Origin of the sequence: Thermogemmatispora sp. (assembly GCF_042408735.1) — a bacterium.
Taxonomy (GTDB): domain Bacteria; phylum Chloroflexota; class Ktedonobacteria; order Ktedonobacterales; family Ktedonobacteraceae; genus Thermogemmatispora.
Genome location: NZ_JBHOQV010000089.1, coordinates 25,583 through 43,435, shown reverse-complemented (window position 1 = coordinate 43,435; position 17,853 = coordinate 25,583). Strand labels below are relative to the sequence as shown.

General features: G+C 61.6%; 12 protein-coding genes. 5 read left to right on the top strand and 7 right to left on the bottom strand.

What is annotated here, in order from left to right; genetic code table 11:
• The 3 genes from ACFMO7_RS07110 to ACFMO7_RS07100 form a co-directional block, all read left to right on the top strand.
• A partial coding sequence (locus ACFMO7_RS07110) for a hypothetical protein (RefSeq protein ID WP_376794827.1) occupies positions 1-184 on the top strand: 184 nt, incomplete at its 5' end.
• A 1,123-nt stretch (positions 185-1,307) separates the two neighbouring features.
• The gene (locus tag ACFMO7_RS07105) at positions 1,308-2,219 is read left to right on the top strand and encodes an LLM class flavin-dependent oxidoreductase (RefSeq protein ID WP_376794826.1); all 912 of its coding nucleotides are present in this window, start codon (positions 1,308-1,310) and stop codon (positions 2,217-2,219) included.
• A gap of 145 nt (positions 2,220-2,364) precedes the next feature.
• Complete coding sequence (locus ACFMO7_RS07100) at positions 2,365-3,270, top strand: LLM class flavin-dependent oxidoreductase (protein ID WP_376794825.1); 906 nt, start codon at positions 2,365-2,367, stop codon at positions 3,268-3,270.
• Between the two features lie 102 nt (positions 3,271-3,372).
• On the opposite strand, the gene ACFMO7_RS07095 is transcribed toward ACFMO7_RS07100, so the two are convergent.
• From ACFMO7_RS07095 to argG, 3 genes are read right to left on the bottom strand one after another with little or no spacing between them, the layout of a single operon-like run.
• On the bottom strand, positions 3,373-4,695 hold the full coding sequence (locus ACFMO7_RS07095) for an argininosuccinate synthase (RefSeq protein ID WP_376794828.1): 1,323 nt from the start codon (positions 4,693-4,695) through the stop codon (positions 3,373-3,375).
• 21 nt (positions 4,696-4,716) lie between these two features.
• On the bottom strand, positions 4,717-6,162 hold the full coding sequence (argH, locus tag ACFMO7_RS07090) for an argininosuccinate lyase (RefSeq protein ID WP_376794824.1): 1,446 nt from the start codon (positions 6,160-6,162) through the stop codon (positions 4,717-4,719).
• A gap of 3 nt (positions 6,163-6,165) precedes the next feature.
• On the bottom strand, positions 6,166-7,458 hold the full coding sequence (argG, locus tag ACFMO7_RS07085; RefSeq protein WP_376794823.1) for an argininosuccinate synthase: 1,293 nt from the start codon (positions 7,456-7,458) through the stop codon (positions 6,166-6,168).
• 879 nt (positions 7,459-8,337) lie between these two features.
• On the opposite strand from argG, the gene ACFMO7_RS07080 reads away from it, so the two are divergent.
• A complete protein-coding gene (locus ACFMO7_RS07080) occupies positions 8,338-9,300 on the top strand; it encodes a TIGR03560 family F420-dependent LLM class oxidoreductase (protein WP_376794822.1) in 963 nt (320 codons plus the stop codon).
• 159 nt (positions 9,301-9,459) lie between these two features.
• On the opposite strand, the gene ppc is transcribed toward ACFMO7_RS07080, so the two are convergent.
• From ppc to ACFMO7_RS07060, 4 genes are all read right to left on the bottom strand, one after another.
• Complete coding sequence (gene ppc / locus ACFMO7_RS07075; protein ID WP_376794821.1) at positions 9,460-12,396, bottom strand: phosphoenolpyruvate carboxylase; 2,937 nt, start codon at positions 12,394-12,396, stop codon at positions 9,460-9,462.
• Positions 12,397-12,989: 593 nt separating this feature from the next.
• Positions 12,990-14,498, bottom strand: coding sequence for a carbohydrate binding domain-containing protein (locus tag ACFMO7_RS07070; RefSeq protein WP_376794820.1), 1,509 nt, complete (start codon positions 14,496-14,498; stop codon positions 12,990-12,992).
• 146 nt (positions 14,499-14,644) lie between these two features.
• Positions 14,645-14,935, bottom strand: coding sequence for a hypothetical protein (locus ACFMO7_RS07065; RefSeq protein WP_376794819.1), 291 nt, complete (start codon positions 14,933-14,935; stop codon positions 14,645-14,647).
• Positions 14,936-15,164: 229 nt separating this feature from the next.
• A complete protein-coding gene (locus tag ACFMO7_RS07060) occupies positions 15,165-15,554 on the bottom strand; it encodes an ACT domain-containing protein (RefSeq protein WP_376794818.1) in 390 nt (129 codons plus the stop codon).
• Positions 15,555-16,003: 449 nt separating this feature from the next.
• On the opposite strand from ACFMO7_RS07060, the gene ACFMO7_RS07055 reads away from it, so the two are divergent.
• Positions 16,004-17,572 (top strand): APC family permease, encoded by a 1,569-nt coding sequence (locus ACFMO7_RS07055; RefSeq protein WP_376794817.1) that lies wholly within the window; start codon positions 16,004-16,006, stop codon positions 17,570-17,572.
• Positions 17,573-17,853 lie beyond the last annotated feature (281 nt).

The following is a 17,853-nucleotide window of genomic DNA, read 5'->3' as shown; positions in this document are numbered from 1 at the left end:
GCGGCTTCCGCCTGCCTTGCTGGCGCTTTGGGCGCTTGCCGAGAGCGGGAGGGTCTTCCCAGCCAGGCAGCGCCTGCAGGGCTGGCCGGAGGCGCTGGCAGCTTCCCCCGTCGCTGGGGTGGCCCAATGGGCCTCACGCGTGGTCTTGCGCCACGAGGGCCTTTCTTCTGCAAGCCTGTCCTGAGGCGAGCAGGATGATCGACAGGCTCTCTGAGGCGGTTTCCTGCATGAACGCTGGCCTGGCCCGTCGAGGTGGAGGTCCCCGCCAGGGAGAGTGTTCTTACCTCCATGCCTCCCACCGCTCTGCGCTGCACCGGGGTCGGGTCAGCCCCCTGGATCTGCACAGCCGCCAGCGGGGAGACCTGGTGCGCGGACCGGTCAGCGTCCCGGGGGGCGTTGCCAATCGTGGCCCCGTGACCAAGGAAGGTGGTGTGGGGGGCCTCGCCCTGCGAGGGGATGCGGAAGCGCTCGCTCAGGGGGCCAGGGCTCAGCCGCAGCTCGTGCTGGGAGGCGGCGTCCCGCTGGCGGGGAGGAGCCTGCACGGGTGGAGATCTGAGCGAGGGAGCCCTGGCCAGCCCTTGAGGGGGTGGCGTGGTGAGGTGCTGGCGGCGCTGTTGGGCAGGGGTCGTGAGCCAGGGCAGGGCTGCCTGGTCGGGAGCAGGGGCTGGTTGTTCGAGGCGGCCGGCCTGGTGGGAGGGCAGACCGAGGCGGGCGCCTCGGTGGGGAGAGCGGACAGTCTGGGGCGTGAGCGCCTGGCTGGTTGGGCCAGGGGGAGCGGCGAAGGGAGTTGCCGCAAGGAGCGCCGTCCGAGAGGGCAGAGGGCTGGTGCCTGGTGCGGCGGACTGCGCGGGAGGGATGATGCGCTTTGGGGGTGCGGTGATGAGCGGCATCATGCCGTTGACGTGAGAGCTGTCGCGCTCTGGCAGCCAGCGGGCCTTGACCTTGGGAGCAAGGGGGCGAGAAGCCAGACCCGTTGTCAAGTCCTCATGTGACAGAGCAGGGAGCAGTGGTCTTTTCCTCCTACAAATGAATTGTACAAGTATCCGAGCTGAATAGGTCATAAAGGTACGAAGTCCGGCGATGATATTCCACAATACTATATCCTATGCAGCCCTGTTACTCAAGAAGGACTTTCGCTAGCCTGCAACCTGAAGAGCAGAGGCAGAAGTCTTCCTGCGCTTGCCCCATCTGGCGGCCCCTTTAGGGGAATAGTCTTCTGGGGGCGGACCTGCCTCGCCTTGCCAGGGTTGTACCGCGGGGGTACAATGAAGGCAACAACCAGTACGAGAGTGAAGGCCAGCTAAGCTATGACAACAGAGGTACACTTTGGCTGGGTACTCAACGCCGGACCGACGCCCGGCATGGCAGCAGAGCGCTTCCTTGAGATCTCCCGACAGCAGATCGCTCTGGTGGGCGAGTACATCGACTCGCTCTGGTTCACCGATCACCTGCAGTTTGGCCGCTCACCGGTACTGGAGGGCTGGACGGCTCTGACCTATCTGGCTGCTCTTTACCCCCAATACCGCATTGGCCACATGGTCCTTTGCCAGTCCTTTCGTAATCCGGCTCTTCTGGCCAAGATGGGAGCCACCTTACAGTATCTGAGCGGGGGGCGCTTCCTATTGGGCATCGGCGCAGGCTGGCACGAGGAGGAATATCGTGCCTACAACTATCCCTTCCCGGAGCCGCGGGCCCGCACGGACCAGCTTGCGGAGACCCTACAGATTGTTAAGGCTCTCTGGAGCGAGGAGCAAGTGACCTTTGAGGGGAACCATTATCGTGTTCAGGGGGCCTATTGCGAACCAAAGCCGGAGCCTCTCCCTCCCGTTATCGTCGGTGGTCTGGGTACGCGTATGCTGCGCATCGTGGCCCGCTATGCCGACGGCTGGAACGCTGCCTGGATCAGGCCCGAAGCCTACCGCGAACGACTTGCGACCTTTGAGGACGCCTGCCGTCAGCTCGGGCGCGACCCCAGCCAGATTGCACGGAGCTGGTTCGGGCGCTGTATCTGCCGGTCCTCCAGGGAGGAGGCCGACAGGCTCCAGGGCAGGGGACTGCTTGGCACTCCGGAGCAGATTGCTGAGCAGATCCAGGCTTACCTTGATCTGGGGATCACCACCTTTATGCTAGGAAGCTGGGAGCTAGAGGATCTCCAGACAGTCGAGCTGCTTGCACGACAGGTACTACCTCGCTTTCGTCTCGGAACTGGCGCCGCCTAAGCGAGGCTGGTGAAATGGAGACGAGTGGCAGAGCAGGGAGCATCGTAAGCGGGCGGGATCCGGTGAGGGTGAGTGCTTGCTGATCGGGGCGAACCTGCTGAGCAAGCAAGCACAAACACAGCAACAAGTGAGCGAGGTGCAAGCAATGGAAACGCCTGAGAGGGCACGCCTTCCTATCCTCTTCGGAGCCAACGTTGACCCTACGGCGGACGACCCGCGCTGGCCTCTGGAACTAACGCGCGCCGTCGAAGAGGCCGGCCTCGACCTCATCGGCATTCAGGATCATCCTTACAATGCGGGCTTTCTGGAGACCTGGACCCTGATTGCCGCTCTGGCACAGGCCACCCAGCGCGTGCGCTTCTTCCCCAACGTTGCCAACCTGCCGCTGCGTCCTCCCTTGATGCTGGCCAAAGCTGCGGCCACCCTCGATCTCCTCAGCGGCGGTCGCATCGAGCTGGGGCTAGGCACAGGCGCCTTTGCCGAGGGCATTGTCGCTATGGGAGGGCCAAGGCGCAACGCTGGCGAGGCGGTTGCCGCCCTTGAGGAAGCGGTGCAGCTCATACGTCGCTTCTGGAGCGGCGAGAGCAGCCTGCGCTTTGAGGGACGCTACTACAGCGCTCGGGGGACACGCCCGGGACCGCGTCCTGCCCATGCGATCGGCATCTGGCTAGGAGCCTATCGTCCGCGCATGCTGCGTCTCACTGGACGCCTGGCCGACGGTTGGATCCCCAGCAGTACCTATGCCCCTCCTGAGCAGCTACCCGCCATGCAACGCCAGATTGACGCAGCGGCCCAGCAGGCAGGGCGCTCGCCGCAGGCCATTCGCCGCATCTACAACGTCATGGGCCTGATCACCGCCGGCGGCTCTGGCTGGGAGCGCGGCGTCTTCCGTGGCGGTGTCCGCGACTGGATTGCCGAACTGACGCGCCTGGTGCGCGAGGTAGGGCTAGATACCTTTATCTACTGGCCGGCGGAAGATCGCCTGCGGCAAATCCAGCGCTTCGCCGCCGAGGTGGTCCCCGGCGTTCGGGCGGCCCTCGGCGCCCCTTGACCTCACCTTTTGCCCTGCTCGCCGGCCGGGTAGAGGGTACAGCCTGAGCAGCGCGGCCAGGAGCGCTGCGCTGTTCCTGACCGCGCCGGCTCTCTTGGGGGCTTAGCTCTCTGCCTCCGAAGAAAGAGCGCTGGAGTGGGAGTAAGCAGGTCCCTTCTCCAGGAGGTTGCCCTCAACCCCTTTCAGCAGGTTCCCCTCGATGCCGAGTGAAGGTAAAAGCTGAGCCTGGGCCTGAGTCTGCAGAGGCAGCCCCCACAGCTTAATGAAGCCCACAGCGGCGTTATGATCGAACTGGTCACCCGTATCGTAGGTTGCCAGGCTATGGCTATAGAGCGAATGCTCAGACTGGCGACCGACCACAGCAAACTGGCCTGGAGCCAGCTTCACACGCACCTTGCCACTCACAAAGCGCTGTGTGCTCTGCACGTAAGCCGCCAGGTCCTGATGCAGAGCACTATACCACTGTCCGTTATAGATCAGGCGCGCATATTCGGCGGAGACCAGCTCCTTAAAGCGAAGCTGATCGCGACTGAGCGTCAGGCTCTCCAGCGCCTTATGAGCGGCGTGCAGCACCACCGCGGCGGGCGCCTCGTAGATCTCGCGCGACTTAATCCCCACCAGACGATTCTCGACGTGGTCGATGCGGCCGATCCCATACTTGCCGGCCAAAGGATTGAGCGTCTCGATCAAGGCCACCCCATCGATCTCCTCGCCGTTGAGAGCCACCGGAATGCCGCGCTCGAAAGTCAGCTCGATATAGGTCGGCTCTGGAATAGGTGGGCCACCCGGACGTCCAAAGAGCCAGGGGCTGGTGGTCCAGGCATAGACGTCCTCCGGTGGCTCTTCCCAGGGATCTTCCAGTGCGCCACACTCAATGCTGCGGCCCCACAGATTCTGATCGATCGAATAGGGGCTAGCGTTCGTCACTGGAATCGGAATATTGTGCTCAGCGGCATAGGCGATTTCGCTGTCGCGCGTCATGCTCCACTCGCGCACAGGCGCAATAATCTTCAGATCGGGGGCCAGGGTAGCGATCGAGACATCGAAGCGCACCTGATCGTTGCCCTTGCCGGTGCAGCCGTGAGCCACGGCCACTGCTCCCTCGGCGCGAGCCACCTCTACCAACAGGCGCGCAATTAAAGGACGGGCCAGAGCGGTGGCCAGAGGATACTGGCCCTCATAGATGGCGCCGGCCTGTAGGGCTGGCCAGACAAAATAGCGCACAAAGTCGGCCCGCGCATCGACCACAATCGCCTTCACCGCCCCAATCTGCTCCGCCCGGCGGGCAATGCTTTGCAAATCGCGATCGTTGCCGACATCGATGGTCAGCGCGATCACATCCAGATCATACTTCTCCTTAATCCAGCGGATCGCCACAGACGTATCCAGACCGCCGGAATAGGCGAGAACCGCAGTAGCCATCAGCTTAAGCCTCCCCATGCTCACTTAGTCAGACTCAATCCCGCCCTGCGCCGAAGCGGGGCTATCCTGGTCGCGCTGCTCATCCTGTGCCCGACCTGTCAGGCGCTGGATTGCTGTCTCGAAAGCGGCGGCGCGCTCCTGCCAGGCTGTTCTGGCGGCTGCCAGCCGCTGGCCAACCTGCTCCAGGCCGAGATTGCCGGCGCCACCAAGATGGCTACGCTTCTTCAGGCGCTCGACGAGCTGCTCGCGGCTCTCAGTCGGCAGCGGCTCCTGCCGATCAAGCTGGGCAGTCACCTCGGCCCCAACAATCCGATAGGCGTCGCGGAACGGCAGGTTAGCTGTGCGGGTCAACTCGTAGGCGCGATCGGCGGCGAAGAGTTCGAAGGTGCAGGCGGCGACCAGGCGCTCGGTATTGACCTCTAGCGACCCCATCACCAGCGTAGAGATCTCCAGGCACTCGCGCACCACGTCCAGAGCTTCCATAAAAGGGCGCTTGGTCTCCTGATAATCCATATTGTAGCCCGAGGGGAGACCGGTGACAATCGCCAGGATCTGCTGCTGAAAAGCCAGCACCGTCTGCGCGCGGGCGCGCACCAGCTCCATCACGCCCAGGTTGCGCTTCTGAGGCATAATGCTACTGCCCGTGCATAGCTCCTGGGGCACGTGGAAGAAGCCGTATTCTGCTGTTGTGAACAGCAAGATATCCTGGGCCAGCTTGCTCAGATCCAGCATCACCTGGGCCAGTGCCTGGACGATGGCCGCCTCCACCTTGCCGCGGCTATTCTGGACATAGACCACGTTATTCTGCACGCGGGCGAAACCGAGCAGCTCAGCGGTGTACTGGCGGTCGATGGCGATGGGAACACCGTAGCCGGCGGCGGAGCCAAGCGGCGACTGATCGTTCAGGCCATAGGCGGCGCTCAGCAGCTGTTCGTCGTCGAGCAGAGCCTCGGCGAAGGCTCCGGCCCACAGGCCCACCGACGAGAGCATTGCCCGCTGCATGTGGGTATAGCCGGGCATTGGCACATCGGCATGGGCGTCGGCGAAGCGCCAGAGCGTTTCCACCAGCGTCAGCAGAGCGCCGGCAATCCCGTGCAGTTGCTCCTTCGCATAGAGGCGCAGATCGACCAGCACCTGGTCGTTGCGCGAGCGGGCCATATGGATCTTCTTACCAGCGGCCCCGGCCACCTCGGACAGATAGTTCTCAACGCGCGTATGGACATCCTCATCGCCAGGAGCAATCGTAAACTGTCCCGTTGCCGCCAAATGGAGGATGTCACACAGGGCCTCTTTCAAGACCCTGTGCTCCTCCTCCGTCAGCACCCCAATCCTGGTGAGCATGGCCGCGTGTGCCAGCGACCCCCAGACATCGTGGCGCACCAGGCGAGCATCGAGCACGCTATTCTGGGCCGCCTCGAAGCGCTCGACCTGCTCATTCAAGCGGTAGCTTTTCTGCCAGAGTTTAGGCATTGGTCAGACCTCTTCTACCGGGCTAAGCCCCAGATTCTGATTGCGGCGCGCGATCAGCTCATAGGGGAGGCCGCGAATGTGGGCCACGGCGGCGCACTCCTTCTGATTGAAGCTGGCGCTCTTGATGGAGCGCACATCGGGGAAGAAGAGGCCGCCCTCCGCCTTGCGTGCCACAATATCGATGTTCCCCTTATAGAGCTGGAGCGTATATTCGCCGTTCACCACCTTCTGAGTTTCGGCAATAAAGGCATCGATAGCCTGCTTGAGGGGGTGGAACCACTCGCCGTGGTAGACCATGCGGGCCCAGTAGGCATCCAGAGGCCGCTTGAGCTGGATCTCCTCCTTGGTCAGACAAAACTGCTCCAAGTCGCGATGGACCTTGAGCAAGATCGTCGCCGCGGGCGCCTCGTAGATCTCACGCGACTTCAGCCCCATGATACCATCCTCGAAGATGTCGATCTTGCCGATTCCATTGGCGCCTCCGAGGGCGTTCAGCGTCTCGATCATCTCATCGAGCGGCATCTCATGGCCGTCCAGAGCAACTGGCAGGCCATTGCGCCAGGTCAGCGTAATCGTTGTCGGCTTGTCGGGCGCCTTATGAGGAGGTATCAGCCACATCCAGATTGAATCGGGCAGCTCGGTATCCAGATCGATGCCGCCGCTAGCGATCGAGCGGCACCACATCGTCTTATCGTCGCCGCCGACGATGATCTCCTCAATAGGGACGCCGTAATGTTCCATCAGCAGCCCTTCCTCGCTGCGCGTCAGATCAAAGTCGCGCACTGGCACGAAGATCGAGAGACCGGGGGCGAAGAGGCTAAAGACGTTATGCATGCGGTACTGGTCGTTGCCCTTGCCGCTGGAACCCTCCATCAAGGCATCGCAGCCCAGTTCCAGGGCCTTCTGTGCTACCTTCGCCGCGATCAACTGGCGCGTCATTGAGGTTGAGACGGGGTAGCCGTTGTAGTCCGAGTTGGCCTGGATGGCTTTTGTCAGCCACTGCCCGGTGAACTCCTTCTTAGCGTCGATCGTAATCGGCTGTATGCCCAGCTCGACCGCGCGTTTAACCGCCATCTCAATCTCATCTTTTCCCTGGCCGACATCGACATTGATGGCGTACAAGGCCCGCGCCTTGTACTTGATCTGGGAGAGCTTGACGCAGAGCGAGGAGTCAAGGCCGCCGGAGTAGGCGAGGGCGATGCTCTTCCCCTGGGGGACCTCCACCGCATCGATCTTCTGCAGGGCAACTGCGAGGGCACTCTGCTTGCTCTGCTGTTCCTGACTGTTGGTCGTCATCGTGCAACCCTCCTTCAAGGTCTAAGGAAGACGTGTCAGGAAGGAGCGAGCAGGTATCAAAAAACTCTCGCCCCTTCCTCTCCTGGAAACCCGAAGGGACGAGAGTAGGAAGAAGGCGAGACAGGCTTAAGGACTCGCCTGCACCTACACCCGTGGTGCCACCCTTATTGTCACCAGCCGCTGCATAGCGCCGGAGAGAGGAGACCAGACCTCTCCTGCTGGATGCCGCTCACGCCGCTGTGAAGAGCATGCACGGTGACCACTCTTTGCGGTTATTGCGCTGCGTGGGAACCACCCACCTGATCCTACTTGCCCGCTCTGCGCTCCCCGGTTTTCCTGCCGGCATAGAGAACCTTTCAACCTGGTGCGAGCGCGTCGCGAACTTTCTTCGGCCAGCCGCTCACGAAGGCGTTCCAGAGGGCGCTTCCTTCCGAACTCTCACCAACCATCGGATCGCTGTAGGCCGCTTTCTCTGTACTACGTTCGCTCAACGCGGGACAGCTATCAGCAGGCTCTTATTCGCTTGTTGCTTCTGTGGCCTAATCGCCGATCCTGGCAGGAGAAGTTCGCCTCTGCCAGGAAAATAGTCTCTTGCTGCTAGTGAAAAAAAGCATGCCTGCCACGATCAACGCTCTGTCTGGCGGGCATTTCTTTTTTCTGAAGATACCATACGCTCTGCGGAGCCGTCAACCCCAGTAAGTAAGTGAAGATTGCTGGCGGGCGGCTGCCCTCTCCCTCCCTTGTGCCTGTTCTGGTCGGTGTGTCATACTGGTAAAGGGCGGAGAGGGTGCCGTTGCTTGTCAGAGGGCGCCTTGCTCTGCTCTGCCGCAAGCAAGGCAGCTCACGCTCAGCTCAGTCAGGAGGGAGAACTATTGCACGATGGTCGCTATTTCCATTCAGATAGAGGGACAGACGGGCCTGACCTGGCCCCGTTGGCGGCGTCTGGTTGAGGCCATCGAAGGGCTGGGCTATGCCGGCCTCTTCCGTTCCGACCACTTTACCGATCCCGTACCCCCCGACCGTGAGGCCCTGGAAACCGTTGTCTCGCTGGCCTATGCCGCCGACCATACCCGGCGCCTTCATTTTGGCCCACTCGTCTCGCCGGTCTCCTTTCACCATCCCGTGATGTTGGCGCGCCAGGCTATTGCCCTCGACGATCTGAGCGGGGGACGCTTCATCTTTGGCGTCGGGGCTGGGTGGCAGGAGCGCGAGCACGCCATGTTCGGGCTAGACCTGGGAGATATGCGCACGCGCATGGCGCGCTTTGCCGAGGCGCTGGAGGTCATTACCCTCCTGCTGCGCTCCGAGGAACCAGTCACCTTCAGCGGCAGCTTCTATCAGCTCCGTGAGGCGCGGCTCCTGCCCCGCCCACAGCGACCGGGCGGGCCACCCATCATGATCGGCGGAGGTGGGCGCAAACGCACCTTGCCGCTGGCGGCGCGCTATGCCGACATCTGGAACGCTGGCTTTCTCTCCCCCGAGCAGTTCCGCGACCTGTCGGCCTGGCTTGATCAGCTATTGCAGGAAAGAGGGCGTCCACCCACAAGCGTGCAGCGCACGATGATGACCTCGCTCTTCTTCGGACGCACGCGCGAGGATCTCTATCAGCGTCTCGACTGGTGGCGCCACTATGATCCCAGCTATGCCCCTCTCTCCTCGCAAGAGATTCTGGAGCGGGTGCTGGCTCAGAATCGCTGCATCGTCGGCACACCCGAGATGGCCATTGAGCAGATCAGGCGCTACGGCGAAGCCGGCGTTCAGGAACTGATGCTGCAGTGGTTCTATCTTGATGACATCGAGGGCCTGCGTGACTTTGCTGAAACCGTCCTTCCGCATGTCTAACTCCCTGCCGACGGGGAGCCAGCCGTTGCGTGCAGCTCACCAGAGCAAAAAAGCGAGGGATGGGACCGCTCCTTGCTTACCCTATCCCTCGCGCGGCTGATCTGCCCGATGCCGAGCCACGCCTCCCTGGCCCAAACCTCGGGAGGGGCCGCTGGCAGATTAGCCAGTATTGCGCAGACCTGCCGCGATGCCGTTGATGGTCAACAGGACAGCATAGGTCAGACGTGCCCGCTCGCGTTCTTGCTCGCCGGCCTCCTGTTGCTCGGCCTTGCTCAGGTCTAGCGGACCGCCCAGGGCGCGCAGGCGGCGCAAAAGCACCACCTGGAAGTAGCTCAGTGGGTCCACATAGGGATTGCGCAGGCGAATTGAGCGTTGCAGAACCGGCGAGTTATCGAGCAGAGCCTTGCCTCCCACAATGCGCAGCAGCCAACTGCGCGTTCGCTCATACTCCGCATCGATCTCCGCAGAGATACGCTGGCGCAGCTCCTCGTCGGCGACCAGAGTGGCATAATGGCGAGCAATATGCATATCTGCTTTTGAGAGCGTCATCTGCAGATTATCGAGAAAGGCCCGCATGAATGGCCAGGAGCGATACATCTCCTGAAGCTCTCGCAGGCCCTCCGGCTCGGCGCGCACAAACTCCTCGATGGCTCCCCCGATGCCGTACCAGCTTGGCAGTACATAGCGGCTTTGCATCCAGGAGAAGACCCAGGGGATAGCGCGCAGCTCTTCGATATTGCGTCCGCTCGTGCGACGTACGGGGCGCGAGCCGATATTGAGCCAGCCGAGTTCAAGAATCGGCGTCGCCTGCTCGAAGAAGGTCAAGAACTCGCGGTCCTCGTAAATCAGGCGGCGGTAGCGCTGGTAGGCGCTCAACGAGAGGCGGTCCATGATCTGGACCCAGCGCGGTGACTCTTCGCAGCGCTGAGCCTGGGGGAGGCTTGACTCAATAACGCCGGTGACCACCAGCTCCATGTTGCGCAAGGCGATCTCGTGCAGCCCATACTTAAAGGAAAGCATCTCGCCCTGCTCCGTAATGCGGATACGCCCGTTGACCGTGCCCGGAGGCTGGCCCAGGATGGCCTCGTAGATAGGGCCGCCGCCGCGCCCGATGGCTCCGCCGCGCCCATGAAAGATCGTGATCCCGACGCCATAGCGCTCTCCAAGCGCAGCCAGGCGCTGCTGCGCCTGATACAGCTCCCAGCCCGAGGTCAGCATCCCGCCATCCTTGCTGCTATCCGAGTACCCGAGCATGATCTGTTGCTCATCGCCATGACTGGCGACCCACTGCCGATAGAGCGGGCAGCGGAAAGCCCTCTCCATGATGGCGGCGCAGCCGCGCAGATCGGCGATCGTCTCAAACAGGGGGACGATCGGCAGGCCACTGATACCCGCCTCCTTGCAGAAGAACTGCACCTCGAGCAGGTCACTGAGTGTGCGCGCCATACTGATGATGTAGCAGGTCACCGCGCGGGAACCGAACTCCTCCCGCGCCTGGCGGATGGCCTCGAAAGTGCCCAGCACCGTCGCCGTTTCCCGGCTCAGCTGAAGGCCGCGTCGTGGCAACACGCGCGGATCGCGCAGCAGGAGTTCCAGCAACTGGAGCCGCTCCTCCTCGTTCATGTCCAGATAGTCCTTGGAGGTCAGACCCTCGGCCCCAGAAGCGGAGGCCAGAGTTGCTGCCAGACCAGTCACGCGCAACAGCTCTGAGAGGGCCTGCGCATGGCGCTCGCTGTGCTGGCGCACATCGAGGGCTGCGAAATGGAAGCCAAACAGCTCTACCTGGCGGATCAAACGAGCCAAAGCGCCGTTGGCCACCTCGCGCTCGCCGTCGGCCAGCAGGCTCGCGTAAACCAGGCGCAGATCGGCCAGCAGCTCCTCCGCCGAGCGATAGGCCACCGTCTGCTGCGAGGCCGAGGCCGCTTCGCCGGCCTCCTCGGCCTGGGCGGGGGCCATGGTCGCCAGGGTGGCCCCCAGGCGCTTCCACATAAACGACAGCTTGCGGCGGTAAGGCTCCAGGCGAGTCTGCTCGCCCAGCTCGCGATCATAGTCTGGCAGACGGGCAGCATCCTCCTCGATCGAGCGGCGCAGCTCCTCGGTCACTGTGCTGTAATTAATCGACTGCGAATACTCGCGGGCCAGAGACTCGATCGAGCGGCGATAGTGGGTCAGCAAGCTGGCCCGTTGCAAGCGTAGAGCTTGCAGAAGGGTCTCTGGGCCAACGTTGGGATTGCCATCCTGATCGCCGCCGATCCACGAGCCGATGCGCAAGAAAGGAGGTACGCGCAGATCGAGATCGGGATAGTGTCGCTCCAGCAGCTGCTCGAACTCCTCATAGAGTTCAGGCAGCGCCTCATAGATAATCTCATCCAGGTAGTAGATGCCCATCTTCACCTCGTCCAGCGGCTGCGGGCGCACATGGCGAACAGCATCGGTGCGCCAGAGCAACGCGATCGTGCTCTCCAGCTCACGCTGGCGTGGCCAGGGACGTTGAGGGCGACCGAGCAGATGACCATACTCGCGGTCGTAGGCGTCCAGCAGATCAGCCACCTGGCGCGACTTAATGATCAGCGTGCGGCGCGTCGCTTCGGTCGGATGGGCCGTGAAGACCAGCTCGATCGAGAGGCGCTGCAAAAGGGCGCGCAGCGACTCACGGTCTACCCCGTGCTGCTCGAAGAAGCGCATCAGGGCAGCAAGCGAGCCGCGTTGTGGGGTCGGCTCCGGGCTGTTCTCGTGCTCGCGGCGTCGTCGAATGCGGTGATACTGCTCCGCCGTATTGACAAGGTGAAAGTAGATCGTGAAGGCGCGGATCACATCGATAGCCATGCGCAGATCGCAGCCTTCCACGACCCGCATGATCTCGGCATCCAATGCCTCAATCTCGCGCTGCAACTGTTCCGCTTCCGCTCCCTCCGCGTGAGCCAATTGCTCAGCATAGTCGCGCAGACGCTTGCAGCTGCGGCGGAGGTGCTCGACCGTCTCGAACACCTCACTGCCCCCATACTGCTGAATGGCCCGTCCCAGCGCATCGCCGAGCATACGAATATCCCGACGCAAGGGAGCATCTTTCTCCTGACGGCGTTCCTGTTCAGACATAGAGAAGTATCCTTTTCCAAGCGCTAGATCCAAAGCCCTGCTCTACCATCGGAGTAGCAGCTGATCCTGTCCTGGCCGGCTCCTGGCTGCCCCAAACATCCTGCCCAGCTTTCTGTTGCTTGCTTGCTAATGCGACAACGCTGCCCGGGTTGGTAGCCGGGCCAGGCGACAATCCCTTGTCCAGATGGAAATTCCGGGCAGATAGACGATCAGGCGATCGACGTTGCAAAAGCCCTCATCAGTGGTGCGATCGACGGTCCTTGTGGGAGGCTCATCATTGCGCCGTCACTAGCAATTGTAGCACAACACCACCCGAATAGTCGTGCTTCTCTGCAGATATCAGCCGGGACCAGTCGTCCAGCTCCTGACCTTGCCGGGCTGGCTGAGGCTGACCAACGAAGGAGGAACCATGCGGGGGAGAAACGGCCTGCAACCAGGAAAGACGACTTCGGAAGTCGGCCCCAGCGGCAGGCCGGAGAGAAAGAGAGGCGCCAGGAAGGCGGGACAGTCAGATCATTGCCTGCCTGGTGCCTGCTCAGCTCAGAACCGACTGAAGGCCGGTCGCAAAGCCAGCCAGCCAAGCAATAAGCTGGCTAGCGCAGCGCCACATCATCAACGTAGACCGGGCCCTGGGCGTACCAGCCGTGGACGTAGATCGTCACGCTGGTCGTCGAGGCCCCAGTCGTAAAGGAGACCGACAGCAAAGTATAGCTTGTGCTGCTCGTCCAGTTGCTGGCTCCGCTGCTGATACCCAGATAGGCGTACGGACCGTTCACATAGGCGCTCAACGTATACGTATGATTCGGCTGCACGCTGATCGTCTGCGTGCACTGACCAGTGGTCGAATTGCTGGGCGTCAACTGCAGAGCATAGGAGCCGCTATGGACCGGAGAGGTCACCACGCGGTCGCCCGCATCGCAGCTCCAGGGAGCCAGCGAGCCGCTTTCAAAGCCGGGGTTGGCCACCAGATTCCCCCCGCCTGGCGTTGGGGAAGGCGTCGCTGTTGGGGTCGGTGTCCGGCCAGGGGTAGGAGTGGGTGTAGCTGGTGGCCTTGTTGGAGTAGGGGTCGGATTCGAGACGCTGCCTCCAGTAAACTGGTTAAAAAGCTTCGAAAAATCGAAGGGCTGCTGCTGGATACCGCTGCAGGTTGGTGAGACGTAGGCGCCATTGTTGGGGCAGGACTGGTCACGGCCGGCCGACCACATGGACAGCTCCCCCAGGCCGTTCTGTTGGGCAAAGCTCAGAAGCTGCTGGGCGTCCTGCAGCGTAAAGACCTCGGGCGACACATCGTTGAGGCCAATCATGGGCGTGACCCCGATCATGGCCCACAGCTGAGCGCTCGACTTCGAGGGGTAGAGGCTCTTGAGCTGATTAAACGTACTTTGAGCGGCGCTGATGGCATTCTGACCCATCTGATTGGGAGGGGCCGAGCTACCGTAATCCATCGCCATGATGTTGACCATGCCCACATTCACGCCGTTCGTAATGGCGTTCTGCAGCAAGTTGATCCCATCTTGTGTCAGACCCGAGGGCATCACCGGCAGCGTATAGGAAACAAAGAGGCCCGGGTTGGCCGCCTGCAGAGCGGCAATGGCCTTATTACGCCGATCGACCGAAGCCGAGTCAGCGATGGCCGCGCCCTCGATATCGAAATCGATACGCGTCAGCTGATAGTTCGTCACCACAGCCTGATACTGCGCCTGCAGGCTACTGACACTGCTGCAAGCCTGAGCCAGCTCAATACCATTGGCGCCGCCGAAGGAGACAATCACATCCCCACCCAAAGCGCGCAGATTGCTGATATCGCTCTGCAGGAAACCCTGATTGACGGGCGTGGTGCCATTCCACTCGGCCTGGCAGCTTCCGCCACCATTGATAATGAAGGCCAGCGTGTAGAACTTTACCCCGATCTGCTGAGCCGTTTGCGTCAGCGGAAAAGTCGGATAGAGGCCCGTGTCAACGTAGGGAGCGAAGTAGCGGGCCGGGAAGCCGGCGGCCTGCGCTGGCCGACTCTGGTAGAGCTGCCAGCCGCCAAAGAGCGCGGCGACCAGCACAGCCAACAGGATGACGAAAGCGATAGGACGCGGTAATCTCTGCTGCATCGTTGCTCCTTTGTTGCATCATGCATTGGTGGAAACAGAAAAGGACAGGCATAAGAGAGGAAGGCCGCTGCCATGCGGTGAAAAGAGCGTCAAAGTCAGACAAGCACCCAGCACGGCCTTGCGCAGGGCGGCCAGGCGACCCACGGTTAAGAGGAGGGGCGGGAAGAGGATAAGGCATCGCTCACCTCCTGATTGAGCACCTCATCGTAGAGCTGGCACAGGGTTTGAAGCGCCATCGCTTCACCGACATAGCCTGCCAACCGGGCGGCGAGCCGATCGGCACGGCGCAAATGAAAGGCAATCACCTGATGGCGCGCCCGGCCAAAGGCCAGGCCATAGAGGCCGCGCTGCATGGCAAGATACTCAGCCTCGATCTGGCGACGAAGGCGCGCCACCTCGCTCTGGCCCCCAGCAAGGGAAGGATCATAGCCAGACATAGGCCCACCCGACGGTCACTTTCTGCTCGCGCGCAGCGAGCCTGCATAACCGGACGAAACCTTTCCAAGGAGATACTAGCCCACTCTGGACAGAATGTCAAGATGTATAGTCCACTTTACCAGGTGGAAGAAGAAAGGCCGCTGGGGCGCGGAGGCGGCCTTGGATTGAGTAGGAGAGGAGAGCGATCCGGGGAGGAGGAAGGAGGGGGAGGCCAGAGGGAAAGGCGAGCTAAGTACGGAAGCGGTGGCCGGCTCCTTCCAGAACTCGTCTGGTGCGCTCCAGGTCTTCGGCCTTCACCAGGATATGGTCGGTCTCATAGGTAGCGATGGCCAAAACACTGATATTAGCTTCTGCGAGTGGGATAGCCAGCGAGGCATGCACGCCGGCCACAGAGAAATCGAAAGGGCCATCGACGCGCAGGCACTTCCAGCCGCGTTCGACCTGGTAGCCCTCCTGGGGAACATTCTCTTCGCAGCAGACCACAGACAGCTCGTAGGGGGTGCGAGTGAGCGAGATGAACTCATCGCCGATCAAGGCCCAGTGGGGGATTGGGCCATTGGGATCGAGACGGCAGACGGCGTACTGGCCGGGCAAAATCGAAAGCGTCAAAGTCCGCATAGAGCAATCTAACTCCCTTCTCCGACAGCAACAGCGTAGCCAGCAAATAGGGCAGTGCGAGAGCAGGGCCTCGACAGCGAAGAGGCTGCCGGAGGCAGTGCCCCGATGTCTGTGTCTTTTGCACAATGGCCTGGTCGCTACGCGCGGCAGCGGGCCAGGTCGCGGAGAGCAAAAAGCCCCCACATCGTCAAGTATAGCCGCAGAAACGCTCCCCGTGATTGTGCACAATGCATGAATCCCGCGGCAGACTTTTTGATGGATTGTCTCTACTTTTCGGCGAGGGGGCGGCGCTACACTACTAGCGTGGGGAAGAGCAGGAGACGAACGAGCGGTGATTGCCCGCAAGCTCTTTCCGCCGTTGAGCGCCACGGAGGCGAGGTCCTGTGGTAATGAGGCCAGCCATCATCAACTTCTTCCTGGGATTGCGCTGCTAGAAAAGGAGGTTCCTCATGGCTACAGAAACCGGTGGAGAGGTGCGCATGCAGCCCACCCTGGGGCTGACGGGTGTCACCATCAACGCAATGGCGCTCATTGCGCCGGGCGCCTTTCTCTGGACCACCTACCAGATCCAGGCGGTGCCGTCCTCGGCGATGAACATGTGGTTTTCGGTCTTCATTGCCACGGCCATCGCCATGCTCACCGCCATTGCCTATGCGACCCTGGCCAGGCGTTACCCGGAAGCAGGTCCCGGCAGCTCCTATTATTTTGCCGAGGCGGCGGTCTTGCAGCAAGAGGAACACCGGCACTTCAAGTTCGCGCGCTTGAGTAAATTCATTGTGGGCTGGGCCTCGCACCTGTACTACTGGATCTATCCGGGCGTCATGGTAGCCTTCATGGGGCTGGTCATCACCTACATCATCCAGACCTTTGTGCCCAGCTTTGGGGCGCCCTGGCAGGAGGTGCTGGTCTGTCTTGTCTTTGCCCTGATCGTAGGAGCCATTGCCTATATTGGCGTCACTGGTGCCACGCTGGCGAACATTATTATCAACGCCATCCAGATCATTGCACTGGTCAGCTTCTCGATCCTGGCCATTGTCTACCGTATCCAGCATCCTGAGCTGCACTACATGCATCCGAACCCGCTGAGCGTCGTCTTGCCTCACGATCTGGGAGGCCTGATCTTCCAGTCGACGATCGCCATCTTGTTGGTGGTGGGCTTTGAGTCGGCCACGGCTCTGGCGGCGGAGGCCAAGAATCCGGCGCGCGACATTCCGCGGGGAGTCATTCTCTCCCTGGTCATTCAGGCGGTCATCTTCTACTTCCTGGAATACTTTGCTGCCAACTTCCTGATCAACGATGGGTACAAGAATGCCGGTGGCAGCGGCTTCGCGGCGGCCAACAGCTCTGTGGCTCCCATTGGGGACCTGGCGCGGATCATTGGCGATAGCCTCCTTGGTGGCAACGGTCTGGCCTATGCCATGATGCTGGCGGCCAGCGTGGTGGTCGCCCTCTTGGGCACCTCGCTCTCCTGTCTGAACACCGGTGTGCGCGTGACCTATGCGATGGGCAAGGATACCGAGCTGCCTGTAGTCTTCGGCTTCCTCCATGGGCGTTTCCGCACACCCCACGTTGGTGTGATTGTCCTGACGATCATTTCAGCGCTTGTCGGGTCATACGGTGTGCTGAACGTGAACAACCTGACCCAGGTGACGCTGATCTCGAACATCGGCACCTTCCTGCTCTACGGTATGACCTGTCTGATCTGTCTGATCGCCTTCCGCGGCGTCCCCGGACGGAGCATCTTCTCGACGATCGTGGCGCCGGTCCTGGGAGCGCTCATGAATATTCTGATGCTGGTCGGCGTGCTCTACTATGCCATCACGGCGGGGGGAGCCTCGCAGCTCAACACAATTATCGCTGCCCTCTTCGCTGTGGCCTGGCTGGTGATCGGCTTTGGTTACCTCTACATTCGCAAGCTGGTAACAGGTAAGCCGATTCTCTATCCGGAGGACCACAAGGAGAAGCTGGGGCTGAAGGTCGGTGCCGGCTCCGGGGTCCTCTCAGGCGAAAGCAGCTAGCTGGTCTCTGCTCTCGTCGAGGAGAGGACTGAGCCAGACTGGCGGCCATTGTGCAAACTGTTCCTCTCATTGGTGTGTTTGCCTGTTCCTGTCATGAGAGCTGGTCGAGCAGGAGGCCGGGGAGTGCTGGCTACCGGCGATGCGGCAACGGAGCGGCCGCGGTGGAAAGCTCTCTGGCTGATCCTGCCGGCCCAGCCCGACCCTCCGCAGGCAGGCGCGCATACACGCAAACGGACCAGAAAGTGGGTGAGAGAAGAAGGGCTGTTGACGACGTAGCCAAT

What these genes read in the sequence shown, in the direction of transcription:
- argG (WP_376794823.1), bottom strand. Translation starts at nt 7,458, where the DNA reads ATGACGACCAACAGTCAGGAACAGCAGAGCAAGCAGAGTGCCCTCGCA.
- ppc (WP_376794821.1), bottom strand. Translation starts at nt 12,396, where the DNA reads ATGTCTGAACAGGAACGCCGTCAGGAGAAAGATGCTCCCTTGCGTCGG.
- argH (WP_376794824.1), bottom strand. Translation starts at nt 6,162, where the DNA reads ATGCCTAAACTCTGGCAGAAAAGCTACCGCTTGAATGAGCAGGTCGAG.
- ACFMO7_RS07070 (WP_376794820.1), bottom strand. Translation starts at nt 14,498, where the DNA reads ATGCAGCAGAGATTACCGCGTCCTATCGCTTTCGTCATCCTGTTGGCT.
- ACFMO7_RS07100 (WP_376794825.1), top strand. Translation starts at nt 2,365, where the DNA reads ATGGAAACGCCTGAGAGGGCACGCCTTCCTATCCTCTTCGGAGCCAAC.
- ACFMO7_RS07080 (WP_376794822.1), top strand. Translation starts at nt 8,338, where the DNA reads ATGGTCGCTATTTCCATTCAGATAGAGGGACAGACGGGCCTGACCTGG.
- ACFMO7_RS07105 (WP_376794826.1), top strand. Translation starts at nt 1,308, where the DNA reads ATGACAACAGAGGTACACTTTGGCTGGGTACTCAACGCCGGACCGACG.
- ACFMO7_RS07060 (WP_376794818.1), bottom strand. Translation starts at nt 15,554, where the DNA reads ATGCGGACTTTGACGCTTTCGATTTTGCCCGGCCAGTACGCCGTCTGC.
- ACFMO7_RS07065 (WP_376794819.1), bottom strand. Translation starts at nt 14,935, where the DNA reads ATGTCTGGCTATGATCCTTCCCTTGCTGGGGGCCAGAGCGAGGTGGCG.
- ACFMO7_RS07055 (WP_376794817.1), top strand. Translation starts at nt 16,004, where the DNA reads ATGGCTACAGAAACCGGTGGAGAGGTGCGCATGCAGCCCACCCTGGGG.